The sequence below is a fragment of the Dyella sp. 2YAF14 genome (assembly GCF_052114725.1).
Taxonomy (GTDB): Bacteria; Pseudomonadota; Gammaproteobacteria; order Xanthomonadales; family Rhodanobacteraceae; genus Dyella.
This window is the reverse complement of record NZ_JBFRFH010000006.1, coordinates 1-20887: the sequence shown is the minus strand read 5'-3', so window position 1 is coordinate 20887 and position 20887 is coordinate 1. Positions and strand designations below refer to the sequence as shown.

The window sequence follows — 20887 nt, the reverse complement described above, 5'->3', positions numbered from 1 at the left end:
ACATGGCCGCCAACCCCTCCGAAGACAAGCCGCTACCGCCTTTGCACGGTACCGCGCTGGTCTTGCTGACCATCGCCGTCGCCTTCAGCACCTTCATGGAAGTGCTGGACATGACCATCGTCAACGTGGCTGTGCCGCATATCGCAGGCAGCCTTGGCGTGAGCGCGAGCGAAGGCACCTGGACGATCAGTTCGTACTCACTGGCCAGCGCCATCATGCAGCCGCTGACCGGCTGGATCGCCCGCCGCTTCGGCGAGGTGAAGACCTTTGTCGTATCGGTCGGCCTGTTCGTGGTGTTCTCCATGTTGTGCGGCCTGGCCACTTCGATGCCGATGCTGGTGTTTGCGCGCCTGATGCAGGGCGCCGGCTCCGGCCCGATGGTGGCGTTGTCGCTCACGTTGCTGCTGGCGAGTTATCCCAAGACCAAGCAAGGCGTCGCGCTCGCGCTATGGGCGATGACCGTGGTGGTGGCGCCGATCTTCGGACCGATCCTGGGCGGCTGGATCACCGACAACTTCTCGTGGCCGTGGATTTTCTACATCAACCTGCCGGTGGGCATCCTCGCCGGTGTGATCACCTGGGCACTGCTGCGCAAGCGCGAGACCAAGACCTACCAGTCGCCGATCGATGTGATCGGCCTGGTGCTGCTGGTGGTCGGCGTGGGCTCATTGCAGTTCATGCTGGACAACGGCAATGACCACGACTGGTTCTCCTCGCCCATGATCACCACGCTGGGCCTGATCGCGCTGATCTGCCTGGTCTTCCTGGTGGTGTGGGAACTGCACGCCAAACACCCGGTGGTGGAACTGAGCCTGTTCAAGGAGCGCAATTTCACCGCGGGCGTGGTGGCGTTGTCGCTGGGCATGTTCGCGTTCTTCGGCATCAACGTGGTGTTTCCGCTGTGGCTGCAGACCACCCTGGGCTACACCGCCACGTGGGCCGGCCTGGCCACGGCGCCGGTGGGCATCCTGGCCTTCCTGCTCTCGCCCATCCTGGGCCGCAATATGCACAAGCTGGAACTGCGGGCGGTGGTGACCTTCGCCTTCGTGGTGTTCGCCGCCACCTCGTACTGGTTTTCCACCTACGACAGCTCGGCGTCGTTCAACTCGCTGGTGTGGCCGCGCTTCGTGATGGGTATTGCCATCCCCTGCTTCTTCATCCCGCTCAACCAGATTTATCTGGCGGGACTGCCGGCAAATGAAATCGCCAGCGCCAGCGGCCTGGCCAACTTCTTCCGCACACTGGGCTCGAGCGTGTCCACGGCGGTGACGGTGACGCTGTGGCAGCACCGCGGCATCCTGCATCACGCCACGCTGAGCGAGAACGTGACCAGCGCCAGCCAGCCGGCCACCCAGGTCCTGTCGCAGCTCACCCATGCCGGCAACAGCCAGACCCAGGCGCTGGGCATCGTCGATCAGCTGGTTAACCGCGAAGCCCTCACCCTGGCGGTGAACGACATCTTCCTGCTCTGCGCCGTCCTGTTCCTGGTGCTGATCCCGGTGATATGGCTGGCCAAGCCGCCGTTTGGCTCGGCAGGAGGCCCTGGCGGGCATTAACCGGTGCCGGAACGTTCTTAATCCGGCACAAACCTGCAACAACCAGCAGGTATTTGATCTAACAGGAATTGCTGCGACTGGCCAGTGCAGCAATTAATACCACTTGGGCGACTGGTGCGCCGCAATACCTTCTGTTAGTTTGTGTGCATGGCACAAACGATGCGCACCATTAAGAAGTATCCGAACCGTCGACTCTACGACACGGAAATCTCCAGCTACATCACGCTGGAGGAAGTCCGTCAGCTCGTGCTCGACAACGAAACCTTCGAAGTCCGTGACGCCAAGAGCGGCGAGGATCTCACCCGCTCGGTGCTGTTGCAGATCATCTCTGAGCATGAGGAAAAGGGGCAGCCGATGCTCTCTCCTCAGCTGCTCAGCCAGATCATCCGCTTCTACGGCGACTCGCTGCAGGGTTTCATGGGGCCTTACCTGGAGCGCAGCCTGCAGGTCTTCCTCGACCAGCAGCAGCAGTTCCGCACCCAGCTGAACAGCCTGCTGGGCCAGACGCCCTGGTCCATGCTCAATGACCTGACCGAGCGCAACATGGATGCCTGGCGCAACATGCAGCGCGGCCTGATCGACGCCGCCACGCAGGGCCAGCCGCCGCGCAGCGGCACCAAGAAGCCCGGTTAATCCGCTGCGGTCGGCGCCGACGCGCCGACCTTCCTGCCGTCTCATTCGCCGCTGCAGCACAACACGTGCTGCCCTGCGGCATGTGCACGAGTCCTTCACATGAATTCCCACACTCGCAACTCACGCGTTGCCATCGTCACTGGCGGCATTGGCGGGCTCGGCACCGAAATCTGCCGACAGCTGGCTCAGGCAGGTCGACAGGTCATTGCCGTCGACCTGGCAGGGCGCGAGGAACGGCTGCACGCATTCCAGACTGAGCTGGCCGACCTCAATGGTGCGGTGAAATTCGAGCCTGCCGACGTCAGCCATTTCGACGGGTGCGCCGAGTTGATTGGGCGGGTGGAACGGCAACACGGCAGCGTCGACATCCTGGTCAACGCCGCCGGCATCACCCGTGACACCAGCCTGCGCAAGATGACGCCGCAGCAATGGCATGAGTTGATGCGCGTGAACCTGGATGGCGTCTTCAATATGTGCCGCAACGTGGTGGAAGGCATGACCACACGCGGTTTTGGCCGCATCGTGAACCTGAGCTCGGTCAACGGGCAGACCGGGCAGTTCGGCCAGACCAACTATTCCGCTGCCAAGGCTGGCGTGCACGGCTTCGGCATGGCGCTGGCGCGCGAGACGGCGCGCAAGGGCGTGACGGTGAATACGGTATCGCCGGGCTATTGCGATACAGCGCTCGTGGCCGCTGTGCCGCAGGATATCCGCGAGCAGATCATCTCGGATATTCCGGTGGGCCGGCTTGGTTCGCCGGGGGACATTGCCCGCGCGGTGGCCTTCCTGACCGCCGACGACGCCGGCTATATCACGGGCGCGAACCTGCCGGTCAACGGCGGGTATTTCATGAGTTTCTGAGGGGTCGCCACCGCCTTGCCGCACTGCGCATCGCCCACCCGAACGCGACACGCTACTCTCAGCCCTTTAAGCGTTGCGACCTGACAGCGGGACTCCATGGCGAAGCACCTCACTCTTATCGGCGGCGGCCTGGTCGGCGCCTTGCTGGCGCAGCAATTGGCGGGACGCGGTTTCGTCGTCGACGTCTTCGAAAAACGCCCTGACCCACGAATCGCCGGCTTCACCGGTGGTCGCTCGATCAATCTCGCGCTGGCCGAGCGTGGCCTGCAGGCGCTGCGCAAGGCCGGCCTCGCCGACGACGTGCTGCAGCGTGCGGTGATGATGCGCGGCCGCATGGTGCACACCACCGACGGTCGCTCCGGCCTGCAACGCTACGGCGTCGACGACAGCGAAGTGATCTGGTCCGTCTCTCGCGGCGCGCTCAATATGTTGCTGCTGGATGCTGCCGAAGCCGCGGGCGTCAAATTCCATTTCGGACAGTCGCTGGCCAATGCCGATTTTGATCGGCAGCGCCTGCAGTTGGTCGACGAACAAGGCGTATCGCGCGAGCTAGATGCCCCGATCGTGATCGGCGCCGACGGCGCGGGTTCCTCGCTGCGTGCCGCGATGAACGCGTACTCGCCGCTGGGCGAGCGGGTGGAATCGCTGGGTCACGCCTATAAGGAGCTGGAAATCCCCTCCGCCGGCGGACTCAGCGCCGAACTGATCAACCGCAGCGGCGGTCACGACCAGTTCGCCCTGGAGCCGCATGCGCTGCATATCTGGCCGCGCGGCGGCTATATGTGCATCGCGCTGCCCAATACCGAAGGCAGCTTCACCGTGACCTTGTTCCTGCCGGCGCAAGGCCCGCATCCGAGCTTCGCCACGCTGGGCGACGCTCATCATGCGCGAGCCTTCTTCGAGGAAGACTTCCCCGACCTGCTGCCGCTGATCCCGGATTTCGCCAACGATTACGACGGCCACCCAGTCGGCACGCTGTCCACGCTCTACCTGCAACGCTGGCATCTGGACGGTCGCGCGCTGCTGATCGGCGATGCTGCGCACGCCATCGTGCCCTTCCACGGCCAGGGCATGAATTGCGGCTTTGAAGACACCGTGGTGCTCGCCTCGTTGCTGGCCCAATCGCCGGACGACACGGGCGAGGTGTTCGCCGAATTCCAGCGCATCCGCCAGCCAAACAGCGACGCCATCGCGGCGATGGCGCTGGAAAACTACGTGGAAATGCGCGACTCGGTGGCCGATCCGCACTATCTCGCCAAGCGCGCGCTGGGCGCCTTGCTGGCCGAGCGCGCACCGGAACATTTCATGGCGCGCTATCGCATGGTCACCTTCACCCATCTGCCGTACGCATATGCCTATGAGCGCGGTCGAGCGCAGGACGTGCTGCTGGACCAGCTGCTGCGTGGCTCGGCTGACGCAGCATCGGTCGATCTGAACGCCGCCGTCGCCGCCCTGCGCGCCACGCTTCCCGCCCTGCCCGATCTGCGGCATGGATGAGGCACTGCTTGCCGCGTACCGGGCCACCGATTATCGGGTGCGCCTGGCACGTGGCGGCTGGGTGACCATCCATATCGATCAATCCTTGCCAGCGGAACTGCGCGATCTCGCGCGGAACTTGCCATGGGGTTTCATCACGGCATGGCATCCATTTTCCAAGCGGGTGCCTCGCCCGGACAACCGGATCGCGCAGCGCGCCCTGCTGTTCGAGTTGCGCGCGCTGCCCGAAATCGTGGTCATTCGCGCCGGAACGGGCGCGAGCCCCGATGGTCTGTGGAAGGAGGCCAGCCTCTGGGTGGTCGGACCGGGCGTCCCGGCACTCGACACGCTGGCCCGGCGATTTGGACAAATGGGCTACGTCCACGGCGGAGGCGCGACGATGGCTCAGCTCCGTCTCACACCGCCGGCCTGAGCCATGCCCGCCACGCCAGAAATGCACCCTGATATCGCTGATTTGGCTGGCGTCACCCCGCCGCATGGACAAGCCTGCCGGGCATTGCGGACAATCGAGGGATGACCGCTTCCACCGCCGTCGCCCCGCCTCTGCTCGAGGCCCGGGCGCTCTCGTTTTACCGCCAGGACGAACCCGTGTTCGGCCCGCTGGACTTCTGCCTCCACGAGGGTGAAGTGGCCTTGGTGGAGGGCGACAACGGCAGCGGCAAGACCACCTTGCTGCGCATCCTCGCCGGATTGCTGCATATCGACGAAGGTTCGCTGGAGTGGCGCGGCCAGGCTTGGCGACGCGACGAACACCTGGGCGACACGCAGTTCCTCGGCCACCACCTGGGCCTGAAGTCTGATCTCAGCGCACGGGAGAATCTCGCCGTGGCGGCCGGCCTGTACGGCGCCCGCGATGGACGCAGCGTTGATGGCGTGCTCGCCGACATCGGCCTCGCCGGCTATGAAGACGAACCCGTGCGCCGACTTTCCGCCGGTCAGAAGAAACGCGCGGCGCTCGCGCGCCTGCTGTTGCTGCCGGCCACCCTGTGGCTGCTGGACGAGCCGTACGCCAACCTCGATCGCACCGGCATCGAACTGGTAAATCGCCTGCTCACCCAGCACGCTGCCGAAGGCGGCGCCGCGCTTGTCACCAGTCATGGCGCGGTGAGCTTTCTCAACGGCGAGCCGAAACGGGTGCGCATGCACGCATGAATCACGCGCCGCTCGGTCCCGCCTGCGTCGCCGTCCTGCGCCGCGATCTCACCCTGGCCTGGCGTCGTCGTGGCGACATCGTCATGCCGGTGCTGTATGCGCTGATCGTCATCACATTGTTTCCCTTCGCGCTGGGACCGGAGGAGGCGCTGCTGCAGCGTATTGCCGGCGGCGCGGTGCTGGTGACCATGCTGCTGGCCATGCTGCTGGCGCTCGATGCCATGTTCCGCAGCGATATCGAAGACGGATCGCTCGAACAACTCATCCTTTCACCCCAGCCGCTGGCACTCATGCTTGGCATGAAAATTCTTGCGCACTGGATCACCACGGCTTTGCCGCTCATCGTCATCGCGCCTTTACTGGCGGGCATGCTGCATCTGCCGACCGCGGTGATGCCCGTGCTGGTCTACGCGCTGCTGCTCTCCACACCACTGCTGAGCCTGCTCGGCGCCGTGCTGGTGGCGCTCACGGCCGGCAGCAGGCGCTCTGGTATGCTGCTGGCGCTGATGCTGCTGCCGCTGTGCGTACCCGTGGTGATCTTTGCCGCCGGCGCTGTCGCCGCGGCTCAACAAGGGCTGCCGTGGCTCGCGCCCATCGCCTGGCTGGGCGCCGCGCTGGTCATGGCCCTGGTGCTTGCCCCCCTGGCGTGCGCCACCGCCCTCCGCATAGCTCTGGACGCTTAAGACAATGGCCAACTGGATACCCTTGTGGGTACACAAGCTCAGCTCGCCACCGAACTTCTATCGGTTTGCCGGCACGCTGCGACCCTGGGCCCTGGGCCTCGCCCTGTTGACGGGTGCAGTTGCGCTATACGGCGGCCTGGTGCTCGCGCCCGCCGACTATCAGCAAGGTGACGCCTACCGCATCATCTTCATCCATGTGCCCTGCGCGTGGATGAGCCTGTTCATCTATGGACTGATGGCGGTGGCCTCGTTTATTTTGCTGGTATGGCGCATCAAGCTGGCCGAAGTGGTGGCGATGGAATCGGCGCCGATCGGCGCAGCCTTCACTTTCATCACGCTGGTCACCGGTTCGCTGTGGGGCAAGCCCATGTGGGGCACCTGGTGGACCTGGGATGCACGCCTCACCTCCGAGCTCGTGCTGCTGTTTCTTTATCTGGGTGTGATCGGCCTGTATCACTCCTTCGAAGATCGTCGCCAGGGCGCGCGCGCCGCAGCTTTCCTCGCCATCATCGGCATCATCAATGTGCCGATCGTGCATTTCTCGGTGAACTGGTGGAACACGCTGCACCAGGGTTCCACGATTCGCATTCTCGGTCCGTCCAAGATCAGCACCGCCATGCTGTGGCCGCTGCTCACCATGATGGCCGCCACCAAGTTCTATTACGTCGCCAGCCTGTTCGGTCGCGTGCGTACCGACCTGCTGTCGATGGAGAGCGGCAAGGACTGGGTGAAGCAGATCGCACAACGCGAGGGACAGGCATGAGCGCGTTCTTCGCCATGGGCGGCTACGCCATGTACGTATGGCCTGCCTACGCGGTGTTCTTCATCGTGCTGATCGCCGACTACATCAATCCGTGGCTGCGCCGCCGCCGCAACCTGCGCGAGCTGCGCGGCCGCATGGCGCGCCAGGCGGCACGCCAGCAACGCAACCCTTCAGCGCCCTAAGACGCACCTACGCGAATGAGCATGAACCCCACACGCAAGCGCAGGCTTACCATTGTTCTACTCGTGATAGCCGCCGCCGTGGTGGCGGTGGCGCTGATCGTGTTCGCCCTGCAGCAGAACATGAACTACCTGTTCACGCCGAGCCAGGTGCAGACCGGACAAGCCACCAGCTACAAGACCTTCCGCCTTGGCGGCATGGTCAAATCCGGGTCGATCCAGCGCAGCAAGGAATCGCTGAAGGTCACCTTCACCGTGGTCGATGCAAGCGGCTCGATGCCAGTGGAATACACCGGCATCCTGCCCGACCTGTTTCGCGACAACCAATCCGTGATCGCCACCGGCCACATGGACAACGCCCGCTTCATCGCCACCGAAGTGCTGGCCAAGCATGACGAAACCTATATGCCCAAAGAGCTGAAGGACGCCATGGCCAAAGCCCATGTAGGCAAGAAAGTGAACGAGGAAGCCGGACAGGACAAACCGCAATGACGCCCGAACTTGGCCAACTCGCGCTGATCCTCGCGCTGCTGCTCGCGCTCGCGCAGGGTGTTCTGCCGCTGATCGGCGCCTGGAGCGGCAGCCGCGCATTCATGTCGGTGGCACGCCCGGCCGCAGCTGGACAGGCCGTGTTCGTGTCGCTCGCGTTCGGACTGCTGGTGTGGTCGTTCCTGTCGTTCGACTTTTCGGTGCAGTACGTCGCCGACAACTCCAACCTCGCCTTGCCGTGGTACTACCGCGTCGCCGCCGTGTGGGGTGCGCACGAAGGTTCGCTGCTGCTGTGGATCTTCATCCTCAACCTGTGGACGCTCGCGCTCGCGGTGCTTAGCCGCAACCTACCCGAAGTGTTCGTGGCGCGCGTGCTCGGCGTGCTGGGTCTGGTGGCGGTCGGCTTCCTCGCTTTCATCATCTTCACGTCCAATCCGTTTGCGCGCCTGTTGCCGATGCCGCCCGATGGCGGCGATCTCAATCCGGTGCTGCAGGATCCAGGCATGACCTTCCATCCGCCGGTGCTCTATATGGGCTACGTCGGATTCTCCGTCGCGTTCGCCTTCTCCATCGCCGCGCTGCTTGGTGGCGAACTGGAACAGGCCTGGGTGCGCTGGGCGCGTCCGTGGACGAACGTGGCGTGGGGCTTTCTCACCGCCGGCATCGTCGCGGGCAGCTGGTGGGCGTATGCCGAGCTTGGCTGGGGCGGCTGGTGGTTCTGGGATCCGGTGGAAAACGCGAGCTTCATGCCGTGGCTGGTCGGCGCCGCGCTGATTCATGCGCAGGCGGTGACGGAGAAGCGCGGCGGTCTGCGCGCGTGGACCATCCTGCTTTCCATCTTTGCGTTCTCGCTTTCGTTGCTGGGTACCTTCCTGGTGCGTTCGGGCGTACTCACCTCGGTGCACGCGTTTGCTTCGGATCCGCGTCGTGGCCTGTTCATCCTCTGCTTCCTCGCCATTGTGGTGGGCGGTTCGCTGCTGCTCTATGCGATACGCGCACCGAAAGTGGCGGGCGGCAAGCCGTTTGCCGTGGTGTCGCGCGAAACAGCCATCCTCATCGGCAACCTGATGTTTACCGTTGCCGCGGCCATGGTGCTGCTGGGCACGTTGTTCCCCTTGCTCGGCGATGCGCTGAATCTCGGCAAGATTTCGGTGGGCCCGCCGTATTTCGGTTTCCTGTTTACCCTGCTGATGCTGCCTGTGGTGCTGCTGCTGCCGTTCGGCCCGTACCTGCGCTGGGGTAAGAGCGATGTGCCGGTACTGAAGAAGGTGATGTGGCGTGCAGGTCTTGCGGCCATCGCCTGCGCCATCGTCGCGGCATTTGTCACCAGCGGCGAGAGCAAGGCGATCGCCGGCACTGCGGCGGCAGTGTGGTGCTGCTTCGGCACCCTGCTTTACGTGTTCAAGCGTTGGCGCGAGATGCCCGCCGGCCGACGTTATCCTGCCGAGATGGCCGGCATGCTGCTCGCCCATTTCGGCGCGGGCGTGTTCCTTGCCGGCGTATTGCTCACCAACGCGCTGAGCGTAGAGCGTGACGTGCGCGTGGCGCCGGGGCAGACCGAAAGCATCGGCGGCTACGAATTCCGCTTCGACGGCGTGCAGCACACGCAAGGCCCGAACTGGCAAGGTGATCAAGGCACGGTCACCGTGACGCGCGGCGGCAGCACCGTCGCCGTGATGCACCCGCAGAAGCGCACCTACCTGCGCGGCCAGGTGCAGACGGAATCGGCAATCAACCCCGGCCTGTTCCGTGATCTGTATGTGGCGCTCGGCGAGCCGATGGATGCCAAGCAGCCGGAAGGCGCGTGGGCACTTCGCCTTTACGACAAGCCGTTCGTGCGCTGGATCTGGGCGGGTGGCCTGTTGATGATGCTGGGCGGCTTCTTCGCAGCTGCCGATCGTCGCTTCCGCACCAAGCGTGTGGCCGAAACTGCAGCGATTCCCGCCACCGCGCTGCAGGAGTCGCGCGCATGAGCCGCTTGATTCCCTTCTTCGGCTTCCTGCTGCTGGTGGCCTTGTTTGGCTTCGGCATCTGGTGGAATACCCAGCACGACCAGCGCGAAGTGCCGTCGCCGCTGATCAACAAACCGGCGCCGGCGTTCGTGCTGCCCAAGCTGGACGATCCCGCGCAGACCGTCAGCCGCGACGCCATGCTTGGCAAGCCCTACCTGATCAACGTATTCGCCAGCTGGTGCATCGCATGTGGCGAGGAACACCCCGTGCTGATGACCGAAGGCAAGACCATCGGCGTGCCGGTGGTCGGCTATAACTACAAAGACGCGCCGGACGATGCCAAGGATTGGCTGGCCAAGCACGGCAACCCGTACGACATGATCATCGTCGATCGCGAAGGTCGCACCGCGATCGATTTTGGCGTGTATGGCGCACCGGAAAGCTTTCTGGTCGATGGCAAGGGCGTGATTCGCTACAAGCGGATTGGACCCTTGACGCCTGAGGTGATTGCGAAGGAATTGAAGCCGGCCATTGCGGCGTTGTCCAAGGAACAGCCATGATCCGCCGCCTTTTTGTGGGAGCGCACCCTGTGCGTGACTATCCTACGAAGCGGCCAGCCTGGCGTCGCGCACAGGGTGCGCTCCCACAGGTTCTGCTGTTGCTGTTGTTCTTCATGGCGACGGTCGCCTTTGCCCAGGCGATCGACCCCCTGCCCTTCAAAGACCACGCCCAGGAAGTGCGCTTCCAAAGCCTCACGCGCGAACTGCGTTGCCTGGTCTGCCAGAACGAAAACCTCGCCGACTCCAACGCCGACCTCGCACGCGACCTGCGGCACGAGGTCTTCAACCTGATGCAACAGGGCAAGAGCGACGAGGAGATCAAACAATACCTGGTCGATCGCTATTCCGATTTCGTGTTGTATGACCCACCGGTGAAAACCAGCACGCTGCTGCTGTGGTTTGGACCGTTGGTGATCTTGCTGGCCGGTGCGGCCGTGGTGGTGGTGACAGTGCGCCGGCGCGGTCGCGCTGCGCTCGCCGTCGCCAACGACAAGCCGACCGATGAAGGGGACGACTGGTGAGGCTGGCTTTTTATCTGATCGCCGCGGCGATGATCGTTGCGGCGCTGTTGCTGGTGTTGCTGCCACTGGTCCGTCACGGACGACGACTCGGCCGCCCACGTGGCCTCTTCGCACTCTCCATGATCGTGGCCTTCTGTCTGCCCGTGGCTGCCATCGGCCTCTACCTCGCCGTAGGCACGCCCGTCGTGCTCGATGGAGTGCCCAAGTCCGACGCTGGCATGAGCATCGACCAGGCGGTCGACGAATTGAACGCACACCTCGTGCAGAAACCCGACGACCTGCAGGGCTGGATGCTGTTGGGCCAGACCTATAGCGTGATGCACCGCGCCTCCGATGCGCGCCATGCGTACGACGAAGCCCTGCGCATCGATCCCGACAACAGCGTCGCGATGGTCGGCTGGGCCGAAGCCGATTCGCTGCTGCGCGAGGATCACCGCATCGAAGGCCGCGCTCAGGAACTGCTCGAACGCGCGGTGAAGATCGACCCGCAAAGCCAGCGTGGCCTGTGGCTGCTCGGCATCAGCCAGTTCCAGCACGACAAGTACGCAGAAGCTGCAGCCACCTGGCGCCAGCTGCAGCCGCAACTGGACCCGGATTCCAGCGTGGCCAAGGCCGTGGCCGAGCAGATCGCCGTCGCCGATGCGCGCGTCAACAGCCCGGGCAAGACCGCGGCGGAAACGCCAGCCGCAGCCGCTGCGCAGCCCTCGCTGCAAGTGCAAGTGGCGTTGTCGCCGGCACTCAAGAGCAAGCTTGCAGCGGGCGATACGCTGTTCGTCTACGCGCGCGCCGAGCACGGTCCGCCAATGCCGCTGGCGGTGGCCAGGCTGGACGCCAACGCCCTGCCCGCCACCGTCACCTTGAACGATGCGATGGGCATGACGCCGCAACTCAAACTATCCTCGGTGCCGCGCGTGTTCGTGGGCGCCCGCATCAGCAAGAGCGGCCAGGCCATCGCCCAGCCGGGCGACCTGGAAGGCGATGCCGGCGTGGTCGCGGTAAGCACGCAGTCGCCGATCAAGATCAGCATCGACAAGGTTCACGAATGACACATGACGCCCGCTGCTACTGCGCCCTGCCCTCGCCCTTTGCGATGAAACGAGGCGGAGTATTGCGCGAGGCCCGCGTGGCGTACGAAACCTGGGGCGAGTTGAACAGCGCGCGCGACAACGCCGTGCTCATCCTCACCGGCCTCTCGCCCAGCGCGCACGCCGCATCCAACGCGGAAGATCCGTCCGACGGCTGGTGGGAAGCGATGATCGGCCCGGGCAAGGCGATCGATAGCTCACGCTGGTTCGTCATCTGCGTGAACTCGCTGGGCAGCGACAAGGGTTCCACCTGCGCCCGATCGATCAATCCCGCCACGGGCGAAGCCTATCGCCTGGACTTTCCCGAGCTGTCGCTGGAAGACGTGGCCAACGCCGCGCACGTCGCCGTGCAAAGCCTCGGCATCGAACAGCTTGCCTGTCTGATCGGCTGCTCGATGGGCGGCATGAGCGCGCTGGCGTACATGGTGCTGCACCCGGGCAGCGTGCGTGCGCACATCAGCGTGGACACCGCCCCGCAGGCGCAGCCGTTCGCCATCGCCATCCGCTCGCTGCAGCGCGAAGCCATCCGGCTCGATCCACACTGGAACAACGGTCGCTATGCCGATGACGACTATCCCGTCGACGGCATGAGCATCGCGCGCAAACTCGGCGTGATCACCTACCGCTCCGCGATGGAATGGAACGGCCGCTTTGCACGCATCCGGCTCGATCCCGAGCAGCGCGACGACAATCCGTTCGGTCTCGAATTCGAGGTGGAGTCCTACCTCGAAGGCCACGCTCAACGCTTCGTGCACACCTTCGATCCGAACAGCTATCTCTACCTCTCGCGCGCCAGCGACTGGTTCGACATGGCCGAGTACGGCAACGGCAACGTGATGGAAGGCCTCAAGCGCATCAGCGTGGAAAAGGCCATGGTGATCGGCGTGAGCACCGACATCCTGTTCCCGCTGGAACAGCAGGAGCAGATCGCCGATGGCCTGCGCGCGGCCGGCGCCGCGGTGGAATTCGTGGCGCTCAATTCGCCGCAGGGACATGATGCATTCCTGGTTGACATCCCCAACTACAGCCGTGCCATAGGCGGCTTCCTCGGCGGACTCTGAACGAGCCGCCTGCGGCGCCCCGCCGGCGCTGCTAAGATGGCCGCGTAGCACGAACCTCGAGAACACCATGCTTACCCTGGACTTCCCCGGCTCCCGCAAGCTCATCGACGCCATCGACGCGGCCGTGTCTCAGGACACCACGCGCGCCGTCACCGACAGCCTGCGCAACAGCCTGTGCAGCCTCATCCGCAGCCAGCAGGTGACGCTGCCCGAGTGCGTCTTCGAGACCGCCGAGGGCCGTTACGCCCGCCGCGAGCTCTACCGCAGCGAGGATCACGGCTATTGCGTGGTCGCCATGACCTGGGGGCCCGGCCAGGGCACCCCGATCCACGACCACTGCGGCATGTGGTGCGTGGAAGGCGTCTGGAGCGGCGCGCTGGAAGTGGTCCAGTACGAGCGCCTCGCCGACGAAGACGGCAACTACTGCTTCCAGCCCGTGGGCTCCATCCAGGCCGGCCCCGGCTCCGCCGGCAGCCTGATCCCGCCCCACGAGTACCACACCATCCGCAACCCCAGCGACGACGCCGTCGCCGTGAGCCTGCACATCTATTCGGGCGCCATGACCCACTGCGCCGTGTTCCAGCCCCTGGGCCACAACCAGTACCAGCGCTCCGACCGCCAACTGGGGCTCGACCCGGTCCACTGAACCCGGCATAATGCGTCGCTGCAATGCCGGTGTGGCGGAATGGTAGACGCGGTGGACTCAAAATCCACTGGCAGCGATGTCGTGTAGGTTCGAGTCCTATCACCGGTACCAGATTTGATTTCAAAGAAAAGGCCCGACTATGTCGGGCCTTTTTTTGTTTTACGGCGTTTACTCGGGCCACTTCCTCTCGGACATCTGTCGATCACGGCATAAGTCCGCTCTGACCCCGTTTTGCCAGCACCACGCTGAGTGACCAACCTGGCCTCGCGGGACCTACTGGATTCTCATCCCCGTTCATTTGCCGTGAGCAATCCGGATCTAAGGTGTATGTCACCATCATCCCTAAGGAGTATTGCGGCGCAAAATGTGAACTTGCTCACGCAAGCAAGCTGGTGGGCATCCGACTTAATTTGATAGAACCCTAATGACTGCGTTCAAAAGAACGCGAGCGAAGACAGATTGGAAGTCTTACAGGGGAAATGCATGAAGCTCTTTCGCATCGCCATGCTAATGATGATCTTGTGCTGTGTATGGCTGGCTAGTAAAGACATCGAAGCATCGGCTCAAGGTTCCCCCCCCTATCCGACAGCCACCTATCCTAGCCGCGCAGCAGCCACCGCAGCCTGCGAAGGCGACAAACCCTGGGCCATTGCATATTTTAACTTCCCTGCTCCTCATCCAGACGCAGGCTACATCGTCACTGGACAAGCCTGCTACGAAGTCTCCGCCGGCAATTGGGAAAACGCCTTCACTGTCCAGACAACTTGGTTCTTTGTGCCCAACCCACAAGAGGTCGCCGGTTACATAACTCTGAACGTACTGTCGCTGTACTACTTCAAAACCTATTGGTGTGGCGATCCGAATCTACCAGGAGGCGCAACTTGCGACTTCTTTTCTCACCCCAAAAGTTTGGGTTGCCCTTGCAACAACAAAAACGGTCCAAACTTCGCGGGCGACCCGATCAACATCGCTACCGGCAGTGAATATCAGGCTGAAGAGGACTTCGCCAGAGGTGATCTCAGTTTCGTGAGGTACTACAACAGCGACCAATCAGTACGGTCGTCGCATATGGGAATCGCTTGGCTAAATACCTTCGATAGAAGCATCACCATCAGCAACACTTCGACGAACGGCACAATCCCTTCGCCGAACCAAGTCACGGTGACGCGCCCCGATGGGCAAGAACTGTCGTTTTCAAAGTCAAATGGCGTTTGGGTCAGCGACAAAGATGTCCCCGCATCTCTCATCGAAACGGATAACAGCAATGGAACTGTCGCATCTTGGCTCTACTTTGACGCAGACGTGCGTCGCTATGAGGCGTACTCGGCCGCAGGCGTTCTTCGTACGATAAGCGACGAGAGTCGTATCCTGGTGAGTCTCACCTACACGGACGGATCCCAGACTTCGGATAGCGGCACCGCTTTGCCTCCTGCTTTGCTGTGGAAGGCTACCGATGCGAATGGCCGTTCGCTGACGTTTGGCTATGACAACCATTTTCGCATTACCTCTGCAACGCAGCCCGATGGCGGGATCATTCACTACGGCTATAACGCCAATAACTTGATCTCCAACATCACGTTTCCCGATCAGTCCGTGCGGCAATATGTCTACGATGAGTCGGCTTATAGCGCCGCCGGATCAAGCGGCGGAAAGCTTACAGGGATAGTAGACGAAGCGAACGCTCGCTTTGCGACCTACAGCTACCAGGCTGACGGCCGGGCCATATCGAGCTCACGCGCCGGAGGCGCAGAGCAATTGTCAGTGCACTACGGGAACGCCGGCGTGACCACTGTGACGTATCCACTTGGTCAGTCGATTGTTACCAACTTCAGCGCCCCTCAGGGCACAGCTCATTTGGACACAGTCAGCGGGCTCTGTGGAAAGAACTGCGGCCAAAATTACCGCAGCCAAACTCTCGACGTTAACGGCTATCCGGCGGCAACAACAGACTTCAACAACGGCGTCTCCAATACCACCTACAGCTCCTCAGGATTGTTGTCTCAGCAGATCGAGGCCGTAGGACAGAATACGCAGCGTACGACTAACTTCACTTGGGACGCGACGCTCCGCGTCCCACTCAATCGCAGCGTCCTTGACAACAACGGCAACACCGTCGCCTACGACGCATGGGTCTACAACAACGCGGGTCAAGCCACCGCCCGTTGCACGGCTGATCCTTCCATCGCCGGAGCTACCAGTTACACCTGCGGCAGCAGCGCCAATGCGCCTTCCGGTGTGCGCCAATGGCGCTACACCTACTGTGCCACCGTCGACACCACGCAATGTCCGCTCGTCGGCCTGCCGCTCTCCGTCGATGGTCCGCGCACCGATGTCTCCGACATCACCAACTACAACTACTACCTGGCCACTGACGAATCTGGCTGCGGCACGCCTGGCGCCGCTTGCCATCGCGCCGGTGACCTGTATCAGGTAACCAACGCGCTGGGCCAAGTCACCACACTTGCGGCTTACGACAAGAACGGGCGCATCATTCGCCAATCAGATGCCAACGGCGTCATCACCGACCTCACCTACAGTCCGCGCGGCTGGCTGCTGACGCGCACAATTCGCGCCACTACTAATGGCACGCCCTCCTCTAGCGACGCGCTTACCACGATCGGCTACACGCCCTATGGTTCAGTAGCGTCGATCACCGATGCTGATGGAGTCAAGGTGAGCTACACCTACGACGCCGCCCATCGCCTCACCGACATCACCGATGCCCTGGGCGATCGCATCCACTACACGCTGGATGCAGCGGGCAACAAGACGCAGGAGCAGACGTTCGATCCCAGTGGGACGGTACGTCGCATGTTGTCGCGCACGTACAACACGCTGGGCCAGCTCACCAAGGTGACGGACGGCCTGAGCCACGCCGTGTTCAACGCCACCTATAGCGACAGCTACGACCCCAACGGCAACCTGGTGCACACCGCCGATGCGCTGGGCGTCCAGCGCAAACAGGGTTATGACGGGCTGAACCGCCTGGTCAGCACCATCGACAACTACAACGGCACGGATACCGCCACGCAGAACACACAAAGCGTGTTTGCCTACGACGCCAATGATCGCCTGGAAGGCGTGGGCGATCCGGACGGGCTCAACACCACCTACAGCTACGACGGCCTGGGCAACGCGACCGGCGTGCAGAGCCCCGATACGGGCGGTACCACGTACGTCTACGATGCCGCGGGCAACGTCACTCAGCGCACGGACGCCAAGGGCGTGGTAAGCAACAGCACCTACGACGCGCTCAACCGTCGCACCGCCACCACCTATGCCGATGGCACGCTCAACGTGGCCTATGGTTACGACGAGCCCAACAGCGTCACAGGTTGCCCGGCCTCGTACCCGATCGGTCGCCTCACCCGCATCATCGAGACAGCTGTCACCACCGTGTACTGCTACGACGCGCACGGCAACGTCACGCGCAAGAGCCAGACGCAGGGCACCGTCACCGACGTCACCAGCTACGGCTACACGTTGGCCGACCGCCTCGCCAGCACGGTGACGCCCGCCGGCACGTCCATCCAGTACAGCCGCGACGCAGCCGGCCGTATCAGCGGCGTCACCACCCTGCCCCCAGGCACCAGCGGCGCGGGCGCCGGCAACGTAGTCACCGCCATCAGCTACCTGCCCTTCGGCCCCATCGCCAGCTACACGCTGGGCAATGGCCAAACCATCACCCGCACCTACGACGCCAACTACGCCCTCACCGACGTCGTAAGCCCGGCGCTGAACCTGCATTTCGCCCGCGACGCGATGGGCAACATTACGGCGCTCGGCAATGCCGCGGGCGTCAATCCGCCCCTGGAGACCTACAACTACGACCCGCTGTATCGCCTCACCGACTTGACCGATGGCAGCGGCAATGTCGAAGAGGCCTATACGTACAGAAAGTCCGGCGACCGTTTGAGCAAGACTGCCAGCGGCCTTGCAACAGGCGTCTACACCTATCAGACCGGAACACATCACCTGGCCAGCATCGGCAACGCCTCGCGCGCTTATGACGCCGATGGCAATACCACGGGCAGCGCGATCGGCGGCAGCACGTTTGGTTACGGCTACAACGGTCGTAACCGCATGACAGTCGTGCAGCGAGATGGCAGCACGGTGGGAACGTATACGTACAACGCGCTGGGGCAGCGTACGGCGAAGGTGGTGACGTTCCCTGCCGCTAGCAGCCAGCGTTTTGCGTACGACGAAGCCAGTCAGCTAGTTGGCGAGTACGGTAGCACCGCGCGTGACTATATTTGGCTCGGTGATCTGCCTGTCGCCGTGGTGGACACGACCAGCGGTGTCAGCACGGTGAACTACGTGCATGCTGACGGACTCAGTACGCCCAGAGCGGTCGCGGACGCAACAGGGGCTTCTGTCTGGCAGCTCGCCTACCAAGGGAATGCCTTTGGTGAGCAGCAGCCCTCAAGTGCGAGTGGCTACTCCTACAATCTGCGGTTCCCCGGCCAGTACTTCGATGTGGAGACGGGCCTCAATTACAACGGCGCGCGCTACTACGAATCGACGACGGGACAGTTTCCGCAGCCTGATCCGTCGGGCATCAATGGCGGTATGGGACTGTACGTCTACGGGTTGAACAACCCGTTGCTGTACTTCGATCCCGATGGTCAACAAGCAACCACTGCGCAACAAGGTGGGTTTGCGGTTCCAGTTGCTTCGCCTGGGCCAATGAGTCCCGGTGTACGTCCGGTGCCAATCACCGATCCGATTACAGGGCCGCGTGTGCCGAGCCCCGTTGGAGTTATGTCGGCGGTCGCCACCTTCTGTGGCTCAAACCCGTTCTCTGGTGCAGCATGCGTAATTGCCGGGTGCATCATTCCGCGTAGTACGGCAGATTCATGTGCGGATGAACCGAATCCACCTCCGGGGCAGTGCCCACGCGGCGATGAGAGTAAATGCAATGCGCTCTATGCAACCGATACGCAGACGTGCAATGGCATATCGCGCAGGCGAGGTGCAGCCGCTGGAGCAGCGTGTCATGCGTCAGCATCGGAGCGTTACGCAGCTTGCTTGAGAGGTGCGCCAATTCCCCCATTGAATACTTGGAATAACTAACGATGAACTCAGCTCACGACCACCTAGTAACTATTGATCCAGATAAACGATGCGTGCGCCTTTTTCGCGTCATGCCAGATGGAGAGAAAGTTCTTTATACCGAGCTAGAACTTCCCAAGGGTGATGCTCCCGGATGGACTGATGATGTGGTTAGGCTTGCTCAGCGCCTCGGTGAGGATTTGCTGATGGATTCACCGACGGCGCGGAACCTTCTCGCGCTTTAGGAAAACCCAAGAACGAAGAAACAAAACTGGGGTCAGAGTACACATTTAGGAGCATGACTCCTTGCGCGGCCGGCCCATCTTGGCCGGTCCCACGCGGCGCGCTAGTTGCGCTTCGATTGCGTCGCGGAATCGATGGGTTCCGAGCGCATGCTGTCGCTGAACATGACCGCGGATAGCCTCAAGGTCATCCTCAGAGAGAGCCTACGCTACGAGTGCGCGATAAGCGGCGCACCGTTCCTCCTGCGACACGCCAAGTGCCAAATAGTTGGCGTGAGGGCGTAGCAGGATGCTTTGCGTCCCCTCGGCATTGCTCCGATAGCTGGACCATCGATACTCGGCGGGCGTGGCGACCATGCATGCCCGCACTGGATTGAGTTCGATATAGCGATAGCAACGCAGGAGGTAACTATCGCTGTCGACGAGGCACGACTTGTACCGGCCCTCCCACAAAGTACCGCTGCGGCGATACTGGTCGTTGATATATCGTACATAGCGCCGCCCCAGTGACTGCATGATTCGTGCGATCTGGCCCGGCAAAGACGGCGTGGCAAGTAAATGCACGTGATTGGTCATCAGCACGTAGGCATGGATTTGGCATCCTTCACGAGAACAGATCTCCCGAAGATCCATTAGATATCGTTGGTAGTCTTGCTCTGTGAAAAAGCATGGTTGCCGATCGTTACCGCGCTGAACGATGTGTTGCGGGATATCGGGCAGATCGATGCGAGGTTGTCGGGCCATGGCAGACACCATAAGTCGGAGCTTTCATGGTCAGCCAATCAAGGCACCATGCATGCCGGCTCAGATCGTCCGATCACGAAGGAAAAGTGCACTCTGACCCCAGTTTCGTACAACCCCCGGTTCCCCGGCCAATACTTTGATTCAGAAAGTGGCCTCGCGTACAACGTCAATCGTGACTATGAAGCAGCAACCGGGCGCTACGTCCAGAGCGACCCCATCGGCCTTGATGGTGGAATGAGCACGTATGGATATGTGACTGGCAATCCACTGGCGTACATCGATGCATTAGGGTTGGCTGATCCAGTAGGTACAGTTCTCTGCGACGGCAAAGGTGGCTTCAAGATCATTAACAACGATCAGACCTCTACACGGGGATGCACTCAGCAGCACGAACAAAGTCATGTCGATGACTTCAAGAAATGGGCGCCAGATATCTGCAAAGGTGCGCCTGAAAACTATGCTCCGGGAGCCGATCTTGACCGAATGTCAAGACAATCAAACTCCACTGTGCCTAACTATCCGCTGCAGCGGAGTGAGTGCTCGGCCTACCGAAAGTCTCTTCAGTGCGATTCAAAATGCCCAGGCGCCGATGCACAGGTGAAGAGAGACAAGCGAGAACTTCAGCTCTATAAATGTGATGCGTGGGGGTGGTAAATGAAGATTCTTATCCTTTTTCTACTTAGTTTTTTCTGCTTCGGTTGTCACGCTGACGTTGATGGTTGCGTTCCGATGCAAAAGTCTCAAGAAGACGCTCTATTGCCACGCATAAAGGAGGCGTTCGCCAACGCGCATCGCCTCCCTCTCGATCAAGTAACAATCTCTCACGGCAGAGACTGTGGCGATGAGGTCTATTTTGGAGTCGAGGCCAAGCCGGAAGTGGCCAACGTGGGTTCGCATTGGATTATCACGATGAAAAAGGCTAGCGGGAAGATCGAAATTCAGGATGGAATCTAGGCCTTCCCGGCCAGTACTACGAAGCCGAGAGTGGGCTGAATTACAACGTCAGCGCAGTAACGCGCCGCAGTAACGGGGTCAGGTTGAGATGGCCTGGAGTTACCAGGATTTAGTGGACAAGTCCTAGTATCCACACGATCCGCTGAGGGTTTCGGCTATGTCCCCAGGCAAGCCCCTAAGTAAGGTCAGACAGGCATACAAGTTCATCGAAGCCCATAGGAACGAGTTCAGCATCCAGGCCATGTGTCGAGTTCTCG

20 protein-coding genes and 1 tRNA gene are annotated in these 20887 nt (G+C 62.1%); 20 read left to right on the top strand and 1 reads right to left on the bottom strand.

Translation table 11 applies throughout. The features are described from left to right. Positions 1-2: 2 nt before the first annotated feature. The 18 genes from AB4Y82_RS11255 to AB4Y82_RS11170 all read left to right on the top strand — a co-directional run bounded on the left by AB4Y82_RS11255 (position 3) and on the right by AB4Y82_RS11170 (position 18711). Positions 3-1556, top strand: a complete 1554-nt coding sequence (locus tag AB4Y82_RS11255; protein ID WP_441604015.1) for a DHA2 family efflux MFS transporter permease subunit — start codon at positions 3-5, stop codon at positions 1554-1556. 147 nt (positions 1557-1703) lie between these two features. Next, positions 1704-2189: a polyhydroxyalkanoate synthesis repressor PhaR gene (phaR, locus tag AB4Y82_RS11250; protein WP_046970103.1), complete on the top strand. Its 486-nt coding sequence runs from the start codon at positions 1704-1706 to the stop codon at positions 2187-2189. Positions 2190-2288: 99 nt separating this feature from the next. Further along, positions 2289-3050, top strand: coding sequence for an acetoacetyl-CoA reductase (gene phbB / locus AB4Y82_RS11245; protein WP_441604014.1), 762 nt, complete (start codon positions 2289-2291; stop codon positions 3048-3050). 96 nt (positions 3051-3146) lie between these two features. After that, a complete protein-coding gene (locus tag AB4Y82_RS11240) occupies positions 3147-4547 on the top strand; it encodes an FAD-dependent oxidoreductase (RefSeq protein ID WP_441604013.1) in 1401 nt (466 codons plus the stop codon). Then, on the top strand, positions 4540-4959 hold the full coding sequence (locus AB4Y82_RS11235; protein WP_441604012.1) for a DUF3293 domain-containing protein: 420 nt from the start codon (positions 4540-4542) through the stop codon (positions 4957-4959). The genes AB4Y82_RS11240 and AB4Y82_RS11235 overlap by 8 nt, the downstream gene beginning before the upstream one ends. 101 nt (positions 4960-5060) lie before the next feature. Further along, positions 5061-5699: a cytochrome c biogenesis heme-transporting ATPase CcmA gene (ccmA, locus tag AB4Y82_RS11230; protein ID WP_441604011.1), complete on the top strand. Its 639-nt coding sequence runs from the start codon at positions 5061-5063 to the stop codon at positions 5697-5699. Next, positions 5696-6382, top strand: a complete 687-nt coding sequence (gene ccmB, locus AB4Y82_RS11225) for a heme exporter protein CcmB (RefSeq protein ID WP_441604010.1) — start codon at positions 5696-5698, stop codon at positions 6380-6382. The genes ccmA and ccmB overlap by 4 nt, the downstream gene beginning before the upstream one ends. Before the next feature lie 4 nt (positions 6383-6386). After that, the gene (locus AB4Y82_RS11220) at positions 6387-7145 is read left to right on the top strand and encodes a heme ABC transporter permease (protein ID WP_441611277.1); all 759 of its coding nucleotides are present in this window, start codon (positions 6387-6389) and stop codon (positions 7143-7145) included. Further along, on the top strand, positions 7142-7327 hold the full coding sequence (gene ccmD / locus AB4Y82_RS11215; RefSeq protein WP_441604008.1) for a heme exporter protein CcmD: 186 nt from the start codon (positions 7142-7144) through the stop codon (positions 7325-7327). The genes AB4Y82_RS11220 and ccmD overlap by 4 nt, the downstream gene beginning before the upstream one ends. A gap of 21 nt (positions 7328-7348) precedes the next feature. Further along, positions 7349-7816 carry a cytochrome c maturation protein CcmE gene (gene ccmE, locus AB4Y82_RS11210; protein WP_441604007.1) on the top strand — a complete coding sequence of 156 codons (468 nt, stop codon included), beginning with the start codon at positions 7349-7351 and terminating at the stop codon, positions 7814-7816. Then, a complete protein-coding gene (locus AB4Y82_RS11205) occupies positions 7813-9786 on the top strand; it encodes a heme lyase CcmF/NrfE family subunit (protein WP_441604006.1) in 1974 nt (657 codons plus the stop codon). Before ccmE ends, AB4Y82_RS11205 begins: the two co-directional genes overlap by 4 nt. Then, a complete protein-coding gene (locus tag AB4Y82_RS11200) occupies positions 9783-10325 on the top strand; it encodes a DsbE family thiol:disulfide interchange protein (RefSeq protein ID WP_441604005.1) in 543 nt (180 codons plus the stop codon). The genes AB4Y82_RS11205 and AB4Y82_RS11200 overlap by 4 nt, the downstream gene beginning before the upstream one ends. 29 nt (positions 10326-10354) lie before the next feature. Next, positions 10355-10846, top strand: a complete 492-nt coding sequence (locus AB4Y82_RS11195) for a cytochrome c-type biogenesis protein (protein ID WP_441611276.1) — start codon at positions 10355-10357, stop codon at positions 10844-10846. Continuing rightward, the gene (locus AB4Y82_RS11190) at positions 10843-11892 is read left to right on the top strand and encodes a tetratricopeptide repeat protein (protein WP_441604003.1); all 1050 of its coding nucleotides are present in this window, start codon (positions 10843-10845) and stop codon (positions 11890-11892) included. The genes AB4Y82_RS11195 and AB4Y82_RS11190 overlap by 4 nt, the downstream gene beginning before the upstream one ends. Next, positions 11889-12992 (top strand): homoserine O-acetyltransferase MetX, encoded by a 1104-nt coding sequence (metX, locus tag AB4Y82_RS11185; protein ID WP_441604002.1) that lies wholly within the window; start codon positions 11889-11891, stop codon positions 12990-12992. The genes AB4Y82_RS11190 and metX overlap by 4 nt, the downstream gene beginning before the upstream one ends. Before the next feature lie 67 nt (positions 12993-13059). After that, the gene (locus AB4Y82_RS11180) at positions 13060-13638 is read left to right on the top strand and encodes a cysteine dioxygenase (protein WP_121881108.1); all 579 of its coding nucleotides are present in this window, start codon (positions 13060-13062) and stop codon (positions 13636-13638) included. Positions 13639-13663: 25 nt separating this feature from the next. Then, positions 13664-13749: transfer RNA gene (locus AB4Y82_RS11175), tRNA-Leu, on the top strand. A 372-nt stretch (positions 13750-14121) separates the two neighbouring features. Next, the gene (locus AB4Y82_RS11170; RefSeq protein ID WP_441604001.1) at positions 14122-18711 is read left to right on the top strand and encodes an RHS repeat-associated core domain-containing protein; all 4590 of its coding nucleotides are present in this window, start codon (positions 14122-14124) and stop codon (positions 18709-18711) included. 425 nt (positions 18712-19136) lie between these two features. On the opposite strand, the gene AB4Y82_RS11165 is transcribed toward AB4Y82_RS11170, so the two are convergent. Further along, entirely contained in the window at positions 19137-19676 is a 540-nt protein-coding gene (locus AB4Y82_RS11165; RefSeq protein ID WP_441604000.1) for a transposase, read from the bottom strand. On the opposite strand from AB4Y82_RS11165, the gene AB4Y82_RS11160 reads away from it, so the two are divergent. Both AB4Y82_RS11160 and AB4Y82_RS11155 read left to right on the top strand, forming a co-directional pair. Beyond that, entirely contained in the window at positions 19605-20330 is a 726-nt protein-coding gene (locus tag AB4Y82_RS11160; RefSeq protein ID WP_441603999.1) for an RHS repeat-associated core domain-containing protein, read from the top strand. The two genes, AB4Y82_RS11165 and AB4Y82_RS11160, sit on opposite strands and share 72 nt — an antisense overlap. Continuing rightward, positions 20331-20630, top strand: a complete 300-nt coding sequence (locus tag AB4Y82_RS11155) for a hypothetical protein (protein WP_430389347.1) — start codon at positions 20331-20333, stop codon at positions 20628-20630. Positions 20631-20887 lie beyond the last annotated feature (257 nt).